Here is a 17325-nt window from a genome sequence, read left to right as displayed (position 1 = left end):
GCCTCGAGCATAGCAACTTTACCGCTGATGATCCCGCTCGCCGCGAGACGGCCGGGTATACCAGACAACCGCCCCGAGGATCGCGCCAATGCCCGCAAGGACTAACATCCCCAACAGCGCGCCAAGCCATTTTCCCGCTGTGGTTCCCAAATCGCCCTCCACGCTGGCGCCGGGAACGCTGTGAATTTTTCCGACCACCCACCAGTAACGCACGATGACCCAGACACAATATCCGCAAAAAGCATACAACGCCCATAACGCGAGCTTCCCTCCGGGGCTACGTTTTGCCTGCTCTTCCATCTCATTCCTCTCCGTGACACAACACACTACCGCCACTCAAAACGTGACAAGCATCACATTATACCGCCAACCTGCGCAGCAGGCAGCAGTTTCATCCCCATCTTCTGCGTCAACCTGCGACTTATGCTGCCGTTGAGCGGGCGCTGGAGTGTTTTATTTATTCTTCTCCCCATGCGAAAAGTTTATTCCGGCGCGGGAGATCGCGTGTTGTATTGATAATCTATTGACTATTTTTCCCAGCCTAAAAGCAATTTTCGTGATGAATGATGCCTTGATGTTAATTCATACAACCCATTTCATTGAGTTAACAAAATCTATCAAATGACACCATATCCTATTGCTATATAACAAAATAATACCTCACTCAAAATCATTCATAAAAAATATAAAGAACCAAATGGAAAATAAATTGAAATATTTTACATTATTTATTTACATCTTTTATTTTAAATAAAAATGAACTTAGTCGTTAGTATCTGATAGTCATTCCGGAGGGATTGTCATAATTCATAGAAATTATTATTAAAAGGGAATATATAATGAAAAGAAAAGTACTGGCACTCATGGTACCGGCATTATTAATGGCCAATGCCGTTAATGCCGCGGAAATCTATAACAACAACGGCAACAAACTGGACCTTTACGGAAAAGTCGACGGCCTGCACTACTTCTCTGACGACACTTCAGAGGATGGCGATCAGACCTATGCTCGCTTTGGTATAAAAGGCGAAACGCAGATCGCTTCCGAGTTAACCGGCTACGGTCAGTGGGAATACAACATTCAGGCAAATACCACTGAAAAAGAAGGCGCAAACTCCTGGACCCGTCTGGCCTTCGCTGGTCTGAAGTTTGCCGACTACGGCTCACTGGATTACGGTCGTAACTACGGCGTAGTGTACGACATTGAATCCTGGACCGATATGCTGCCGGAATTCGGCGGCGATACCTACACCCAGACCGACGTCTACATGACCGGCCGTACCAACGGCGTGGCAACCTACCGTAACAGCGACTTCTTCGGCCTCGTCGATGGTCTGCATTTCGCCCTGCAGTATCAGGGTAATAATGAAAACGCCGGTTCTGGCGAAGGCACTAATAACGGCGGCAAACGTAAACTGGCGCGGGAAAATGGCGACGGTTTCGGTATCTCCAGCTACTACGATCTTGATATGGGGATCAGCGTAGGGGCAGCGTATTCGTCTTCTGACCGTACCCATAACCAGCTGGCAGAGGCTCGTAGCAGCCAGCGCTACGCCAATGGCGATAAAGCCGACGCCTGGACCGTCGGCGCGAAATATGACGCCAACAACATCTATCTGGCCGCCATGTACGCTGAAACCCGCAACATGACCTTCTACGGCAACGATAGTTTTGGTGGGATTGCCAACAAAACGCAGAACTTCGAAGTGGTCGCGCAGTATCAGTTTGACGACTTTAATTTACCGCTGCGTCCGTCTGTCGCCTATCTGCAGTCGAAGGGTAAAGATCTCTACACCTATTCTCGCTACGGCGACAAGGATCTGGTCAAGTATGTCGACGTGGGCATGACCTACTACTTCAACAAAAATATGTCCACCTATGTGGATTACAAAATCAACCTGCTGGATGAAGATGACCGCTTCTACAAAAACAGCGGTATCGCGACCGATGACATCGTCGCCCTCGGCCTGGTCTATCAGTTCTGATCCCCGTCAAAGCCCGCGTTCAGCGGGCTTTTTTATGTTCCCGCTCCGTTGAGATCACTCTTTTCGACATTGCCGCTTTCCAGGCGTACCTTCCCTCTTTATGATGCGTTTAAGCTCGTTCGGGCAAAAAGCGGCGATAAGGTCCTAAAAGGATAAAGCGCGCTACCGCGTCTCTACGCTGAAACCAGGACGATGATGATGGCGATACCCCAGCGCAGGCGTTATACCTGAAGCTAACGGTGTGATTGAAAGGGAATGGTCATTAAGAGAAAAGTGGCGGAGAGAGGGGGATTTGAACCCCCGGTAGAGTTGCCCCTACTCCGGTTTTCGAGACCGGTCCGTTCAGCCGCTCCGGCATCTCTCCGCTGTTGTGGTTGCTATAATGCCAGGATCTTTGGCATTTTAATAGCTCCCGTTTCGGTAATCGTGTTCAAGTGACGACTTTGCGAGCAATATGATGTTTAAATGGCCCTGGAAAGCAGATGATGAGTCCGGCAACGCAGAGATGCCCTGGGAGCAAGCGCTTGCCATTCCGGTTTTAGCCCATCTTTCTCCCACTGAGCAGCGCAAGCTTACTCAGTTGGCTGCCCGTTTCTTACAGCAAAAACGTCTGGTGGCGCTGCAGGGGCTGGAGCTCACCCCGCTGCATCAGGCACGCATTGCCCTGCTCTTTTGTCTGCCAGTGCTTGAGCTGGGAATAGAGTGGCTGGACGGTTTCCATGAAGTGCTGATCTACCCAGCCCCGTTCGTCGTGGATGATGAATGGGAAGATGATATTGGTCTGGTCCATAACCAGCGAGTGGTGCAATCGGGACAAAGCTGGCAGCAGGGGCCTGTAGTGCTGAACTGGCTGGATATTCAGGACTCCTTTGATGCGTCAGGCTTTAACCTCGTGGTGCACGAGGTGGCGCATAAGCTGGATGCGAGGAATGGCGATCGGGCCAGCGGCGTGCCGCTTATCCCATTACGCGAGGTTGCCGGCTGGGAGCACGATCTCCACGCGGCAATGAACAATATTCAGGATGAGATAGACCTGGTGGGGGAAAGCGCCGCCAGCATTGACGCCTATGCCGCCACCGACCCCGCGGAGTGCTTTGCCGTCCTCTCGGAATATTTTTTCAGCGCGCCCGAGTTGTTCGCGCCCCGCTTCCCCGCCCTGTGGCAGCGTTTTTGCCACTTCTACCAGCAGGATCCGCTGCAGCGGATACGTGAGAATGGCCTGCAGGATGAAGACAATCGGCGCATTGTTCACTAAAACAACGCCTTGGGCTAAATTTAGCCAGTTGAATCAGCAAGTTAATTTTAGTGTTGACACAAAAATGCGAGGCCAGTAGTATGCGCCTCGTTCACACGATTCCTCTGTAGTTCAGTCGGTAGAACGGCGGACTGTTAATCCGTATGTCACTGGTTCGAGTCCAGTCAGAGGAGCCAAATTTAAAAAAGCCTGCTTTCGAGCAGGCTTTTTGCTTTTCAATTTCCATGCCTCTTCACGAATCTTTATACGATGTAGATTCAACAAGTTAGCGTGAAAAATTTTCCTGATGCATTTTCATTCCTTCCTCCGCATCAGGCAATATTCTGGGTCATTTCAGTTCGATTTTACGGTGATCTATGTCTTTTGCGACACCAAACTCCGCAGTTTCAAGCCAACCGAAAAACCTTTTAAGTTTACTCAGCGGGACTGAGTTTCGCGCAGGCCGATGCAATGCGCCGCCCGGCTTCAGCTACCGTGGCGTTGTCTGTGGCAATCGATAATCGAAAATAGGGCGACAAGCCGTATGCGCTGCCGCCAACGCCGGACACGCCGTTTTCCAGCAGATAATCCAGCACGTCAGCTTCGTTTTCGATTTTCGCCCCGCCTGGCCGGTAACGTCCGATTAATCCGGCGCAGCGGCAAAAGACAAAGAAACCGCCCTGCGGCACCCGCAACTCCAGCCCGTCAATATTCGCCAGAATGTCGGTTATCACATCGCGCCGTTGCTGATAAGCCGCCACCTGTGGCGCAATAAAATCCAGCCCGCCATTAAAGGCTGCCAGCGCAGCCGCCTGACTCACCGAACTGGCACCGGAACTGATTTGCGATTGCACCACGGTCATGGCGGCGATAAGCGCTTGTGGCCCGGCACCGAAACCAATCCGCCAGCCGGTCATCGCATAAGTTTTGGATACACCGCCCACCAGCAGACTGCGCCCCCGTAAATCAGGGGCTACGTTGAGCAGATTCTGGTGTTCACAGCCATCAAACAGAATGTGCTCATATAAGTCATCGAGCATGACCAGCACCTGCGGATGTCCGCGCAGGACGGCGGCCAGCGCCTGCAATTCCGCGGCGGAATATACCGCGCCACTCGGATTACCTGGATGATTGAGCACCAGCCAGCGGGTGCGCGGCGTAATACTGGCGGCCAGCTGTTCCGGCGTCAGTTTGTAGCCCTGCTCCAGATGACATTCAACCAAAACCGGTGTGCCACCGTTAAAACGCACGCTGTCCGGAAATGTCGGCCAGTACGGAACCGGCACAATCACTTCGTCGCCATCATTGAGCGTAGCGGCAAAGGCATTGAAAATGACCTGCTTGGCACCGTTGGCAATCATAATGTCGGCAACAGCGAATGGCAGCCGGTTTTCCCGCTGCAATTTCTGTCGCACCGCCTCACGCAGCGCTGGAATGCCCGGCGTCGGCGTGTATTTGGTTTCACCACCCGCAATCGCCTCGTATGCCGCCTGTTTAATGTGAGCGGGCGTATCAAAATCCGGCTCACCGGTGGTGAGATCCAAAATATCCACCCCAGCTTTTTTCAGGTCATTGGTGCGCTGTTTCGCCGCTGCATTGGCGGAAAGTGACACGCGCTGAACGCGGTCTGACAAAGAAATCGTCATCGTAATGTTCCAACGCTAAAGTTAAGACGGGCGGTTAAAGTCAGGCTCAGGCAGACCAAGGTTTTCACGCAGCGTGCTGAATTCATATTCTTCACGGAATAACCCGCGACGGCGCAATTCGGGGATCACCAGCTCAACAAACAGCGAAAGCTGTTCCGGCATCACCGCCGGCATGATGTTGAAACCGTCTGCCCCGCCTTCTTCAAGCCAGTGCTGGAAATCATCGGCGATAACGTCCGCCGTACCGACCAGTACCCGGTGCCCACGCGAACCGGCAGCAATCGCGGCCAGTTCACGCAGGGTCAGATTTTCGCGATACGCCAGATCGGTCAGCAGTTTCACTCGGCTCTGATTACCTTCACCAGCAGGCACATCCGGCACCGGTCCATCGAGTGGAAACGCACTCAGATCCATATTAAAACGGGTGGAAAGCTGGCGGATGCCGTTATCAATATCCACCAGCGAATTCAGTTCACGCCAGGTTTCATGCGCTTCTTCCAGCGTGCGCCCCACGATGGGCATTACGCCTGGCAAAATCAGCACGTGATCTGGATTACGTCCAGCCTCTATCACCTGTTGTTTCTGCGCACGGTAAAACGTTTGCGCTTCTTCCAGCGTGGCGGCCGCAGTAAACACGACTTCAGCCGTGGCCGCCGCCAGTTTCTGGCCGTCAGCAGAAGAACCGGCTTCAATAATGACCGGACGCCCCTGCGGCGAACGAGTGATATTCAGCGGACCCTGTACCTGAAAATACTTGCCCTGATGATTCACCGGCTGGATTTTCTCGTTCACGAAATACTGGCCGCTGGCCTTGTCCGGCTGCACCGCCCCCTCCTGCCAGCCTTCCCACAGTTTGAATGTCGCCTCGAGAAACTCATGCGCCACGGCATAACGTTCGGCATGCGTGGGCATATCGTCGCGGCTGAAATTGCGCGCCACGTCAGTGGAAAACGACGTCACTACGTTCCACGCCGCGCGGCCGTGGCTGATGTGATCAAGAGAAGAAAAGCTGCGTGCCAGATTAAACGGATCGCTGAATGTCGTTGAAGCCGTGGCGGCCAGCCCGATATAGCGTGTTTGCACTGCCAGCGCCGACAGCAAGGTCAGCGGCTCAAGCCGCGCCATGGTGGACGGCAACCGGTAGACGCTGGTCGCCAGAGCATCGCCGACGAAGAACATATCGAACTTGCCCTCTTCGGCTTTTTTGGCGATCCCCGTCAGCCAGTCGATGTCGGTCGGCGAACCAAGGTTTTCAGTTAAGCGCCAGCCACTGACGTGATGCCCGAGCGGCTGTACAAACAGACCAAGACGCAATTGACGTGTGTTTTTTGCAGAAGATGAATCAGAGGTCATGGCGTTATCCCTGTGAATAATAGTCAGTTTCGGTTTTCCGCAGGGCTTTTTCGATATTTTCCGCTGCTATTGGAAACGGTAAACGGGCGGCATTTTCGGCGGAGAATTTTACTTCGCGGGCAATGGCCGCGATGATCGCCTCCCGGTCACCATTCAATGGCGGCAATGACAGTGGCGCGTCATATTCACGTAACAACGACAGCAACTGCACCTCGGGCTGGCCGTCATCGCTTTCCAACAGGGACTGCACCAGCAACCCGAAACCCACTTTCTCGCCGTGCAGCCAGTCATGCAATTCCGGCTGATGGGTGAAACGGTTATGGATCGCGTGCGCCACGCCCGGCGCAGGGGTTTCATCGCGCATGCTGTTAGCCATACCTGCCACCGCGATATTGGCGTCGATAACTTTCATCAGCGCCGGTGTGACTTCATGGCGGGCGTTGTCCTGCACCGCCTGAGCGCCGTATTGTTCAAAGACGTCCACCGCCAGTTTTGCTGCCTGAACTTTCAGGTTCAGCGCCAGACTGTCGTCGCTTTTCTGTTTATACGGGCGGAATTCGTACCATTTCGCCAGCGCATCCACGATGCCCGCTTTGAGATAACGCACATCGTTTTGCGCAATCACATTCGTGTCGACCAGCAGCATCAGCGGCATACGCGACAACGGCTGGCTGCGCACATGCCCGCCGAGCTCATTATAAATAATGCTGACCGGCGACCAGGCGGCACAGGTCGCGGCAACGGTCGGTATGGTCACCAGCCCGACGTGGGACAGCAGATTCGCCACCGCTTTGGCACAATCAAGCACCCGCCCACCGCCAATGCCCAGTACCAGCGTGGCGTTTTGTTCCCGCACGCTGTTCAGATGGGTTTCGATAGCCGCATCGGTACATTCCGTGGTGAGAAAATTGACCTGCCAGCGAATACCGGCTGCCTCCAGGCTGGTTTCCAGTTGCGGATTCACCGCCCGCCACGCTTTCGGGCTGGTGATGATCGCGACATCGGAGGAATGAACGGCAAGTAGCTCACCGGTGCGTGAAAGCAGGCCGGGCTGATGATGATAGGTCTGCGGTGATTTTATGGCGAACACATCGATGCCCTGTATTTGTCGTCTGGTTAAAGAGAAACTCCCCGTAATTAAACAGGAATTTGATATGGGATATATTCAAGTGTTATTAAAAGCATCCTACGAGAATTGAAAAAATTAACAAAGTGCTAAGTGGGGATCCTTATTAACTTATTCTCAATAGCATAGATTGATTTTTGCTATAGCCTATAAACCCCTTGCATGCTGTGCTGGATCAAAGAAATGATAGTGTCAGACAGGGCTAATTTAACGCAATGAAAACAGAAGCATCTGGCATCATCCCATACCTGATACGCCATTTCGATATCGTGTTTTTAATGACGATCTTAAAACAACGTTAATTATCCCTTATATAAGACGAGAGTATTATGTCCTCACATCCGATAGATTTTCTTTTACTTGGCAACAATTTTGGCACACCCGAAATGCGGGAAATCTGGTCAGAGCAAAATCGCCTGACACAGCAAATTAATGTCGAAGTTGCGCTGGCATTGGCCGAAGGTGAGCTGGGTGTGATTCCGCAACAGGCTGCGCTGAGCATTGCGGAGCTGGCCAATGCCAGCCAGCTGAATATTAAGGACATCGCCGCCTCCGGCGCGCAGATGAAACATTCTCTGATGCCGGTGCTCACCGCATTGCAACAGCAATGCGGTGACGCAGGGGAATACATTCATTACGGCGCAACCACGCAGGATATCATCGATACCGCCACCGTTTTACAGCTGGCACAAACTCTGAAAGTGATCGTCCGTGACAGCACCGCCGTGGCGAATGAGCTGAAAGCGCTGGCGCGTGAGCATCAGTACACGCTGATGACAGGCCGCACCCACGGTATGCAGGCGTTGCCCACCACGTTTGGCTTTAAAGTCGCCGTCTGGCTGGATGAGTTTATCCGTCATCTCGACCGTCTTGCCGCCATCACGCCGCGTCTGCTGACCGGTAATATCAGCGGCGCGATCAGTACCTACGCTGCGCTTGGCGAAGTGGGTCCGGAGGTAGAACGCCGCACACTGGCGCGCCTGAACCTCAGTACGCCGAATATCGGCTGGCAGGCTGCGCGTGACCGCTTTTCAGAATACGCCTCGGTGGCGGTGCTGATCAGCGGCACTCTGGGCAAAATCGGCAACGAACTTTACAACCTGATGCGCACCGAAATTAATGAAGTCGAAGAGCCGTTCAGCAGCGGGAAAATCGGCTCCACCACCATGCCGCACAAACGCAATCCCGCGGCCCTCGAAGGTCTTGCCAGCCTGACACAGCCGCTGTTGCACAGCGCATCACTGATTTATCAGTCGATGCACGTGGAGCATGAACGTGATGCGATGAGCTGGCGCGCCGAGTGGCTCGCCCTGCCGGAAATCTCGATTTATCTCTCTGCACAGCTGCAAAATGCTCAGTCGATTCTCTCCGGCCTGACGGTCAATAAAGCACGCATGCTTGCGAATTTGCAAATGCAGGACGGCCTGCTGCTGTCCGAAAAAGTGATGTTTGAGGTCGGTAAAAAACTCGGTAAACAAACCGCGCATCATCTGGTTTATGAATGCGCCATGCAGGCGTTTGAAAAACGACACGCTTTTAAAACCGTTCTGCTTGCGCATCCGGTGTTGGCGGCCTGTATTACTGAACGGGATCTTGACCACTGGTTAGATCCGGCTCATTACACCGGCTGCGCCGCGCAAAAAGTCGATGACGTCATCCGCTTTGCCGAGCAGTCCGGTCATCTGACTTCTCCTGAGGGATCTGGGTTATGACACAACATTTCAGGCGGCTGACGCTGGATGATAAACACGATTATCTGGCACTGATGCTGGCCGCCTACGCGCCAATCAAAGCGCTCGGGATTCAGTTTGATGCTGCCACCGCCGATCTGGTACGCGTGACACAACACCTCGACGATCATGCGGTATTTGCGCTCTTTGATGACCAGCGGATGGCGGCTTCGGTTACCCTGCGCTTCCCGTGGGGCGCAATGCCGGGCCCTTTGGGCCTGCCGCATATTGGCTGGTTTGGCACGCATCCAGATTACGCCGGTCAGAGCCTCGGCAAAAAACTGTTGGGCTGGCTGGAAGACAACATTCTGATCCGCGAACTGAAAGCCCCGGCTTACTCACTCGGTACCGCCACCAGCCATCCGTGGCTGCGCGATATGTACCTAAAACTGGGTTTTCAGCCGGTTTTTGAAAGAGACCTCGGCAAAGGACATATCACGCTGTACCTGAAAAAAATTCTCGATGAAAAAAGCCACGCCCGCTGGCTGGAACGTCAGCCACCTACAGGAGTTTAAATGTTAGATATCACGCAGGAACATCAGCCACTGGCGGCGTTTATTCAGGATTTTCGCCACCACCTGCACCGCCATCCGGAGCTGTCCAACGACGAATTTAACACCACCGCCAGTATCCGGGCGGTACTGGAGAAGTATCAAATCCGCGTGATAGATTTGCCGCTCAAAACTGGTCTGGTGGCAGAAATTGGCGGCATCAATCCCGGCGAACTGGTGGTGCTACGTTCTGATATCGATGCCCTGCCGATTGAAGAAAAATCCGCTGTGGATTACACCTCGCAAAATCCCGGAGTGATGCACGCCTGCGGCCACGATTTCCACACCTCGGCGGCACTTGGCGCGGCGATTTTGCTGAAAGCGCAGGAAGATTCGCTTTCCGGCACGGTGCGCATTCTGTTTCAGGCGGCGGAAGAAACCGGTCACGGTGCGCCGACGCTGATTAGCACCGGCGCGCTCGATAACGCTGCCGTCATTTTCGGCATTCATAACGATCCCTCTTTGCCGGTTGGCGTTATCGGCAGCAAAGACGGCGCATTAACCGCCGGCGTGGATCGCTTTGCGATCGCCATCTCCGGTACCGGCAGCCACGCGGCGCGTCCACACGAAAGCAACGACCCGATTATTATCGCCGGACAGGTGATTTCCGCGCTGCAAACCCTGATCGCCCGCAACGTGCCGTCCGCACACAACGCGGTGGTTTCTATCACCCAGGTTCACAGCGGGAGCACCTGGAATGTGATCCCGGATTCCGCCTGGCTGGAAGGCACCGTCCGCACCTTTAATCAGGACACACGGGAACTGATCGAACGCCGTTTGCGGCAGGTTCTTACGGGTATCGCTGCGGCATTTGATACCGACATCAGCCTCGACTGGCAGCCAGGCCCGCCGTCAGTGGTCAATACGGCTAAATGGGTGGATTTCGCGCTGGCGCACGGTGAAGGCTCCGGCTTTGAAGCCCGTCGCGTTGAAGCCAGCCCGATAGGGGAGGACTTCGCGTTCTATCAGCAAAAATTGCCCGGCGCATTCATCATGATCGGCTCCGGAGGCCCTTACGCGCTGCACCATCCACAATTTCGCGTTGACGATCGCGCCCTGTTTCCGACTGCACATTACCTGTCGCAACTGGCGGTACAAGCGCTGCGCACTCTCAGTGCGGAAATAAACAGCAAGGATAAAAGCGCATGAATCGACAAGCAGGCACCGACTTGCCAGGCATGGATTCTCATCGTTGACCCTTGACGAGCACTCGATTTCAGACGCCCTGCTGGTGCAACTGCATGCGCTCTGCGAGCGTGAACCTTTCGTTAATTTATTATCTTCGGTCGCTCAGGCCTGAAACGGGGAATACACCGATGACATTAACGCCATCGCTGGCGAAACTTATCGTCAGCTCGTCCCCTTCCCCCGCGGCTCATGAAGCAGCACGGGAAGGGTTACTGGATTTTTTGGCGGTTACCCTGCCGGTTTTACGCGGTGACTTCCCCGATGCGGGACTGAACAGTTTGCATCAGGTTTACCGCGCTGACGATCCGCCGACCCGCGCGTTGCTGCTCGGGTATGTCGGGCACGCGCTGGATTTTGACGATTTCCATCCCGATTTTCGCGGTCACCCCAGCGTGGTGATTTTGCCCGCGCTTCTGGCGCTGGCCTCACAAAGCCCCGATATCAATGGCGCACATTTTCTCGATGCGTACGTGACCGGAGTGGAAATGTCCGGACGCCTCGGGCTGGCCGTCGGTTCTCAGCATTACACCCTCGGTTTTCACAATACCGCTACGCTCGGCACGATTGCCGCCGCCGCTGCCTGCGCGCGGCTGGTGCATGCCACGGAAAGGCAAACGGCAGTGATTCTGGGTATCGCGGCGACGCAGTCTGCGGGTTTACGTGCGCAGTTCGGCAGTGATGTCAAACCGTTGCACGCGGGCCTGGCGGCGCAGACCGCCGTCATTGCCACACAGCTCACGCTGGCAGGCTTTCACGGCCAGCCGGACAACGTGCTGGACAGCTTTTTATCGACTTATTGCGCCGGTCAGCAGCAGCCGGAAAAACTTATCTCAGGCTGGGGCGCGCCGTGGCGGATTATCTCGCCCGGTCTGGAATTCAAACCCTATCCGACCTGCGGAGGCACGCATAGCGCTGCCGATGCCGCACGAGCTCTCCGCCAGGAGTGGCTGCAAACGGGCAATAGCACGGATGTACTGATCGCAGCCATCGAACGCATTGAAGTGTCTTTTCCGCCGGGCGGTGATATTGCGGCGTCGGTGCGAAAACCCAACACCGGCGTTGAAGCCAGGTTCAGTCTGGAATACGTGATTGCGGCATGTTTGCTGCGCGGAGAACTACGCTTAGAGGATTTCTCATCGGCGCCGGTGGCGACAGATATTGCCGCGCTGGCAGAAAGTGTGGCGCGTTGCCCGGATTTCTCCGCACCGCCGGACGAGCTGAACCCGGCCGCGCGTTTTCATCAGGTGACGGTGTTTTTGCGTGACGGCTGCGTGCTGCAACAGCGCTTCACGCGGCAGCAAAGCCTGGCGATCCCGTTTGATTTACCGGCAAAACTGCGTGCCTGTTTGCCCGACTTCACAGACGCAAAGCGGATGGAGCTGGTGGCACTGAGCAGGCTGGAAAACCGCGACAGTCTGCCGCGGCTGGTTGATATGTTATTTGCGAAACAAATTAACGCAGCGTCATTATAAAACCGTCGACAGGAAATTACGGACACGGACGTTCTCCGTTTCATCGAGTACACTTTTCGTTGGCCCCGACGCCACAATCTTGCCACCCTCCATAAAGATGACATTATCTGCCACTTCTCGTGCAAAGCCGATTTCGTGGGTGACAATCACCATCGTTATCCCGGAGTGCGCCAGCTTTTTGATCACCTGCAACACTTCGCCCACCAGTTCAGGATCCAGCGCGGAAGTGGGTTCATCGAACAACATCACTTCAGGATCCATCGCCAGCGCACGGGCAATGGCTACACGCTGCTGCTGCCCACCGGAAAGCTGCTGCGGCCAGTCATCTTCACGACTGGCTAACCCAACCTGCCGGAGCAACGCGCGGGCTTTACTGAGTACCTGCTCACGGTTTTGCTTCTTCACCCGCAAAGGCGCATCGGTAATATTTTGCAAAACGGTGCGGTGCGGAAACAGGTTAAATTGCTGAAATACCATGCCGGTACGGCTGCGCTGCGCGGCGATTCTGCGGCTGCTCAGTTCATACAATGCCTGCCCTTTCTGCTGATAACCCACCAGTTCGCCACCGATACGGATCGTGCCGCCATCCAGTTTTTCAAGATGATTAATACAACGCAGCAAGGTGGATTTCCCTGAACCGGAAGGGCCGAGGATCACCGTGACCGAACCGGCCGGAATATCGAGGCTGATTTCATCCAGAATGGTATTGCCGGAGAAACGCTTAGTGACTTTGCGAAATTCAATGGCTTCACCCATGGCTGGTTTCTCCTGCGCTGATACTGGGGGTACTGACCGCGCCGGATGCCGACGCTTTCCCGGCTTTGCGTTTTACCTTGCGGTGACTACTGCGGCTGAAATGTCGTTCAACGTAATACTGAATCACTGAAAGCAATGATGTCAGCAGCAGGTACCACAACGTGGCGACCAGCAGTAGCGGGATCACTTCATAGGTGCGCTGATAAATAATCTGCGCGGAGAACAGCACATCCTGTAGTGAAATCACCGAGACAACCGCTGTGGTTTTCAACTGACCGATCACTTCATTCCCGGCCGGAGGCAGAATGGCGCGCATCGCCTGTGGCAAAATGGTGTGGAGGAATATTTGTGCCGGGCGATAACCCAGAGCACGTGCAGCCTCGACTTGTCCGGTGCCGACGCTCTGGATCCCGGCGCGGATAATCTCTGCGGCATAGGCAGACTGATGCATGACTAATGCAATCACGGCAGCACTGAACGGGCTAATCAGTGAGTTCGCAGAAGCGCTCCAGATTTCACCAACCCACGGCAGCGAAATCGAAATAGTCGGGTAAAGCGCGGCAATGTTGTACCAGAGAAATAACTGAACCAGCATCGGCACCCCGCGGAAAAACCAGGTATACCCCCAGCTGACAGCGACCAGCACCGGATTGGATGACAGGCGCATCAGCGCCAGGATCGTGCCGCCTGCAAAGCCAAAAATCACGGAAATTGCGGTCAGTTGCAATGTCATCAGTACGCCCTGAATGATCGACGGACCGGTAAAGTTTTCGGCAATCACCGACCATTCAAAACGCGGATTGCTGAGCATGGAGTTCCCCATAGCCAGCAATATCAGCAATACGATCAGGGCGCTTATCCAGCGCCCGATATATTTTTTACCGATGATCCGCAGTTCTTCCGGCTGCTGATCGTGTGTTTCACTGCTCATCCGAAAATCTCTTCATTACGTTTTGACTCTTTGACTGCGCCAAAACCGATGGACCATTTATCGAGGATTTTCTGGTAAGTCCCGTCCTTGATCAGCGAGTTCAGGGATGCCTGCACCGCCTCTTCCAGCCCCGACTGTTTAGGGAACGCCACGGAGACAGGCGCATCATCAACATGAATAGTGCCGGTCAGCGTCAGCGGTTTGACCTGGCTAACCTGATAGGTCAGACCTTCATACGGGCCGAAGAACATCGGTACGCGACCGCTGACCACGGCCTGTACGCCTGAAGGGCGATCCGGGAATACGGCAATCTTGATCGGCGGCTTACCCGCATCAGTACAAATTTTGCTTGCAGCTTCAAGACGCCCAATCTGCGTAGTGCCCGCGCCGGCGCCCACTTCCTGCCCGCACACAGCCTCAAAAGAGGTAAATGGCGCAATATTGGCGTCTTTACGCGAGATGACCCCCAGGCGCGACGCATCGTAGTAACTGACGAAATCGACCTGCTCGAGACGTTTTTTGGTGGCGTTGATATTGGATAGTGCGACGTCATAGCGACCCGATTTCAACCCCGGAATAATATTGTCGAAACCGCCGGTATCCTGCCAGCGCACTTCCACACCGAGCCTTGCCGCCACGGCATTCATCACATCAATCTCACGCCCGGCGAGCGTTTTATTGTCTTCCTGGAAAAAAGTGGTTGGGGGCGTATTCGGATTGGTGCCTGCAACGATATATCCGCGTTTGGCGATATCCGGCGGAAGCTTACTTTTCAGCGCCTCATCAGCGGTGACATGAAAGGTGGTAGAGGACGGAACAACCTGCCCGGCAGCCCACGCAGAAGAGAGATTCCCGGCAATCAGCAAAGGAAGCAGTAATTTAGATAACGTCATAAAGAAGCCTTTTCCTGGTTAAAACCTGTAAAAACCACAAAAGAGGTGTGGTAAAAGAGGCAAGGCCATCAGAGGGGTTTTATCATTGATAGTGCAACACCCGCCCTGCCTTAGACATGATTCTGCGGGCATATGCCTTTTACTGACAAATGAGAAAAAGAGATAAAGATTTCGAAAAAATGGGAAAGTCAGGGGCGGGCTAAAGAACACTTTTCATTCAAACTCAAGGTCAGCGCCGCGGGCTCGCCGCCCACACTGGCCCAAGGGTTTTAAACGAAATCCTTTGGAATCCTACGTTTTTCAACTGTGCGCTAACGCTTGCTGCCTATGTTTCAGGTACAGCAATGACAGGCTGGAATCTTGCCGCGTTGCGGTTCCTTCTCTAAGTCCTGGGGCCTAAGGTGCAAGGTTCAGTCTTTAAACTCGGAACAGGCCCACTCCATTTCATGTAGTGGTAGCTAACCCCTCCCGACCGTTAATCTCTTTTCCCCGTCACGTTGTGTCCTCTGCCAGCAGTGCGGCTTTTGTCATTTATCCCATAAGAGGTTTCCATGGAATTCAGCATATTACTTCTGGTGTGTACGCGCTCACATGCTGCGCCGGGAAGACCGCAAGACCGACTTCACCGAAAATACCCGCGCCGACACGGCGGAAATGGCGAAAACGACGCTGGACAACAGCATCAATATCCCGCCCACCCTGTACCTGAATCAGGGTGATCTCATCGGCATCATGACCGGCACCGACATTGATTTCTCATCCGTCTGGCAGCTGCGACTGAAAAAGAGGTGGTATGAACGCTGAAAACCTGTCGCTGGATTTTATGAAAAACCAGCTGTTTGGTGATTTTATTGCGCAGGACGGCCTGACGGAAATTGCTGTTGTACCAGCTGGCAGAAAGGCGCGAGCGAGTGAAAGACATGCCCCGCCCCATTGCTATTTATCTTTCCGAACTGAAATACCATTTATCCAAGCCAACGCTGGAAGGTTAAGGCGCTGCACACGATAAAGGCGTGCATATTATTATGGATCACCAGTCGATTGTCGATTTAAAAGACTGTCCGGCACATTTGAAAGGCGACGCCGTAGTCGGCGCGGTTGTTGAAAATGCGAAATTCAAAGTGGTTCCTCGTGTCATGGACCCGGATACCCGTTACGACCAGTGCACCGAGGAGCTGATAAACCAGGGCAATGCGTTCAAAAGAGGATCGGGCCTGCACCAGGTACTCTACCAGCGCAATCATGCACTTTCTGAGTTGCTTACCGGTAAAGCTATGTTACCGCATTCCCTTGCAGTTATCTGGCTCAGGCCTCAGATTTTATCCATCAGATAACAATGCGCTTTAGAGGCTGCGCTTGCCGCTTTGAAAATATAGCGCTTGTCATTTTTCAGCGCTTTCAGCCAGGAAGCGATGTAGCTTTCATGTTGTACCTCGCCATCAATCCTCAAATCCGCCATCAGAAAGGCACTTCCCAGCTCCGCCACCAGTTCTTCCTCTGCATAATCAGCACTGCCAAAATTCCCTTTCATTTCACGGTTCAGGCGTTTTTTACCCCCACTCCAGTGGACAAGCTCATGCAGGCCGGTAGCGTAGAAGTTAGCCACATCTGAAAACAGATGGCGCTCCGGTAGCCAGACTTCATCTGTTGATGGGATGAAAAAGGCGCTCTGTCCTTTCTCGATGATGTTTGCGCCACTCTTCCGCAACAGGTTCTCAGCCTGCGGTACCGGGTCAAAGGTTGCTTCCGGGCTGACAGTTTCTGTGGTCAGAGTTAAACCGTCGATTTGATGAACGTTAAACACGGTGAAAGTTTTCAGCATAGGGATTTGTTCAACTTCTCCGGCGTCGTTTTCCTTCTCCAGCGTGGTGTAGAAAATAGCTGTTGTACCATGCTCACCCTTGCGAACCTGTCCACCTGCGGCCTTTGCCTGTTTGTAGGTCATCCAGCGTGAATCGCTGAAACCCTGATTAGATGCGCTGTACCACAGCAACATGACATTCATGCCACTATAAGCCGCACCAGTGGCGTAATTGGAAGGCAGACCAGACATACCATCTACACGCTGCCACGGGCAGGACCACGGTTTTACACCGGCTTCCAGCGCTGCAATGATGTTGTCAGTAACAGTCTGGTAAATGTCGGTTCTGGTTTTAGAAAATTTCGTTTTTGAGGAGCCTGACAGGTCCAGCGGGGATACGCTGGTCGCCGCTGCGGTGTTAGGGGCGCTTGTCCGGGAGGTATGCAGGGAAATCGTCATGGTTTTCTCTCCGTCAGTGTGTGATTTTCGTCTTCGTGTCGCCTGACGGTTCGCTTTCCCGGCATCGTTCTGCCCTGCAAGGGCGCAACATGCGTGCCATTTACCCTTGCAGGACGGGTTGCGCTGGGAAACGATTAACCGGAAGCTGATATGGAAACGGAAAGCCACAGGAGAAAAAAAATTTCCCCTGCATAGCCGTG

At 53.9% G+C, this 17325-nt stretch carries 14 protein-coding genes, 2 tRNA genes and 2 pseudogenes; 9 read left to right on the top strand and 9 right to left on the bottom strand.

All coding sequences use genetic code 11. The features are described 5' to 3' along the window. Nucleotides 1–18 precede the first annotated feature (18 nt). Complete coding sequence (gene drpB, locus SP68_RS08855; RefSeq protein WP_008804201.1) at nt 19–300, bottom strand: cell division protein DrpB; 282 nt, start codon at nt 298–300, stop codon at nt 19–21. A 539-nt stretch (nt 301–839) separates the two neighbouring features. Between drpB and ompC the strand changes: the two genes are divergently transcribed. Further along, the gene (gene ompC, locus SP68_RS08850) at nt 840–1985 is read left to right on the top strand and encodes a porin OmpC (protein ID WP_008804200.1); all 1146 of its coding nucleotides are present in this window, start codon (nt 840–842) and stop codon (nt 1983–1985) included. 274 nt (nt 1986–2259) lie between these two features. Here ompC and SP68_RS08845 read toward each other — a convergent pair. Continuing rightward, nucleotides 2260–2349: transfer RNA gene (locus SP68_RS08845), tRNA-Ser, on the bottom strand. A gap of 90 nt (nt 2350–2439) precedes the next feature. On the opposite strand from SP68_RS08845, the gene mtfA reads away from it, so the two are divergent. After that, nucleotides 2440–3240 carry a DgsA anti-repressor MtfA gene (gene mtfA / locus SP68_RS08840; protein WP_008804199.1) on the top strand — a complete coding sequence of 267 codons (801 nt, stop codon included), beginning with the start codon at nt 2440–2442 and terminating at the stop codon, nt 3238–3240. Between the two features lie 100 nt (nt 3241–3340). Further along, a tRNA-Asn gene (locus SP68_RS08835) sits at nt 3341–3416 on the top strand. A gap of 237 nt (nt 3417–3653) precedes the next feature. On the opposite strand, the gene SP68_RS08830 is transcribed toward SP68_RS08835, so the two are convergent. Genes SP68_RS08830 through SP68_RS08820 form a run of 3 tightly spaced genes read right to left on the bottom strand, consistent with a single transcriptional unit; the run spans nt 3654 to nt 7308 of the window. After that, nucleotides 3654–4865: an aminotransferase class I/II-fold pyridoxal phosphate-dependent enzyme gene (locus SP68_RS08830; protein ID WP_040968692.1), complete on the bottom strand. Its 1212-nt coding sequence runs from the start codon at nt 4863–4865 to the stop codon at nt 3654–3656. 21 nt (nt 4866–4886) lie between these two features. After that, complete coding sequence (locus SP68_RS08825) at nt 4887–6218, bottom strand: LLM class flavin-dependent oxidoreductase (protein ID WP_040968693.1); 1332 nt, start codon at nt 6216–6218, stop codon at nt 4887–4889. 4 nt (nt 6219–6222) lie between these two features. Beyond that, on the bottom strand, nt 6223–7308 hold the full coding sequence (locus tag SP68_RS08820; RefSeq protein WP_032754772.1) for an iron-containing alcohol dehydrogenase family protein: 1086 nt from the start codon (nt 7306–7308) through the stop codon (nt 6223–6225). Between the two features lie 365 nt (nt 7309–7673). Here SP68_RS08820 and purB point away from each other — a divergent pair, with 365 nt between their 5' ends. From purB to SP68_RS08800, 4 genes are all read left to right on the top strand, one after another. Beyond that, complete coding sequence (purB, locus tag SP68_RS08815; RefSeq protein WP_012967652.1) at nt 7674–9056, top strand: adenylosuccinate lyase; 1383 nt, start codon at nt 7674–7676, stop codon at nt 9054–9056. Then, complete coding sequence (locus SP68_RS08810; protein WP_040968694.1) at nt 9053–9589, top strand: GNAT family N-acetyltransferase; 537 nt, start codon at nt 9053–9055, stop codon at nt 9587–9589. Before purB ends, SP68_RS08810 begins: the two co-directional genes overlap by 4 nt. Further along, complete coding sequence (locus tag SP68_RS08805) at nt 9590–10774, top strand: amidohydrolase (RefSeq protein WP_040968695.1); 1185 nt, start codon at nt 9590–9592, stop codon at nt 10772–10774. Between the two features lie 167 nt (nt 10775–10941). After that, nucleotides 10942–12285 carry an MmgE/PrpD family protein gene (locus SP68_RS08800; RefSeq protein ID WP_040968696.1) on the top strand — a complete coding sequence of 448 codons (1344 nt, stop codon included), beginning with the start codon at nt 10942–10944 and terminating at the stop codon, nt 12283–12285. On the opposite strand, the gene SP68_RS08795 is transcribed toward SP68_RS08800, so the two are convergent. The 3 genes from SP68_RS08795 to SP68_RS08785 are packed head-to-tail and all read right to left on the bottom strand — an operon-like array spanning nt 12280 to nt 14865. After that, on the bottom strand, nt 12280–13041 hold the full coding sequence (locus tag SP68_RS08795; protein WP_008804191.1) for an amino acid ABC transporter ATP-binding protein: 762 nt from the start codon (nt 13039–13041) through the stop codon (nt 12280–12282). The two genes, SP68_RS08800 and SP68_RS08795, sit on opposite strands and share 6 nt — an antisense overlap. Next, nucleotides 13034–13972 carry an amino acid ABC transporter permease gene (locus SP68_RS08790; RefSeq protein WP_008804190.1) on the bottom strand — a complete coding sequence of 313 codons (939 nt, stop codon included), beginning with the start codon at nt 13970–13972 and terminating at the stop codon, nt 13034–13036. The genes SP68_RS08795 and SP68_RS08790 overlap by 8 nt, the downstream gene beginning before the upstream one ends. Beyond that, nucleotides 13969–14865 carry an ABC transporter substrate-binding protein gene (locus SP68_RS08785; protein ID WP_008804189.1) on the bottom strand — a complete coding sequence of 299 codons (897 nt, stop codon included), beginning with the start codon at nt 14863–14865 and terminating at the stop codon, nt 13969–13971. Before SP68_RS08785 ends, SP68_RS08790 begins: the two co-directional genes overlap by 4 nt. Before the next feature lie 603 nt (nt 14866–15468). Between SP68_RS08785 and SP68_RS08780 the strand changes: the two are divergent. Continuing rightward, nucleotides 15469–15669, top strand: a pseudogene (locus tag SP68_RS08780) (VirB10/TraB/TrbI family type IV secretion system protein); the annotation flags it as partial. A 77-nt stretch (nt 15670–15746) separates the two neighbouring features. Further along, nucleotides 15747–16016: pseudogene (locus SP68_RS26290) on the top strand (MFS transporter); the annotation flags it as partial. A 161-nt stretch (nt 16017–16177) separates the two neighbouring features. On the opposite strand, the gene SP68_RS08770 reads toward SP68_RS26290, so the two are convergent. Then, nucleotides 16178–17125 (bottom strand): ArdC family protein, encoded by a 948-nt coding sequence (locus SP68_RS08770; RefSeq protein ID WP_040968699.1) that lies wholly within the window; start codon nt 17123–17125, stop codon nt 16178–16180. Between the last annotated feature and the right edge of the window lie 200 nt (nt 17126–17325).

Origin of the sequence: Klebsiella variicola (assembly GCF_000828055.2) — a bacterium.
Taxonomy (GTDB): Bacteria; Pseudomonadota; Gammaproteobacteria; order Enterobacterales; family Enterobacteriaceae; genus Klebsiella; species Klebsiella variicola.
The sequence above is the reverse complement of the archived record's forward strand: the minus strand, read 5'-3'. Positions and strand labels throughout refer to the sequence as shown.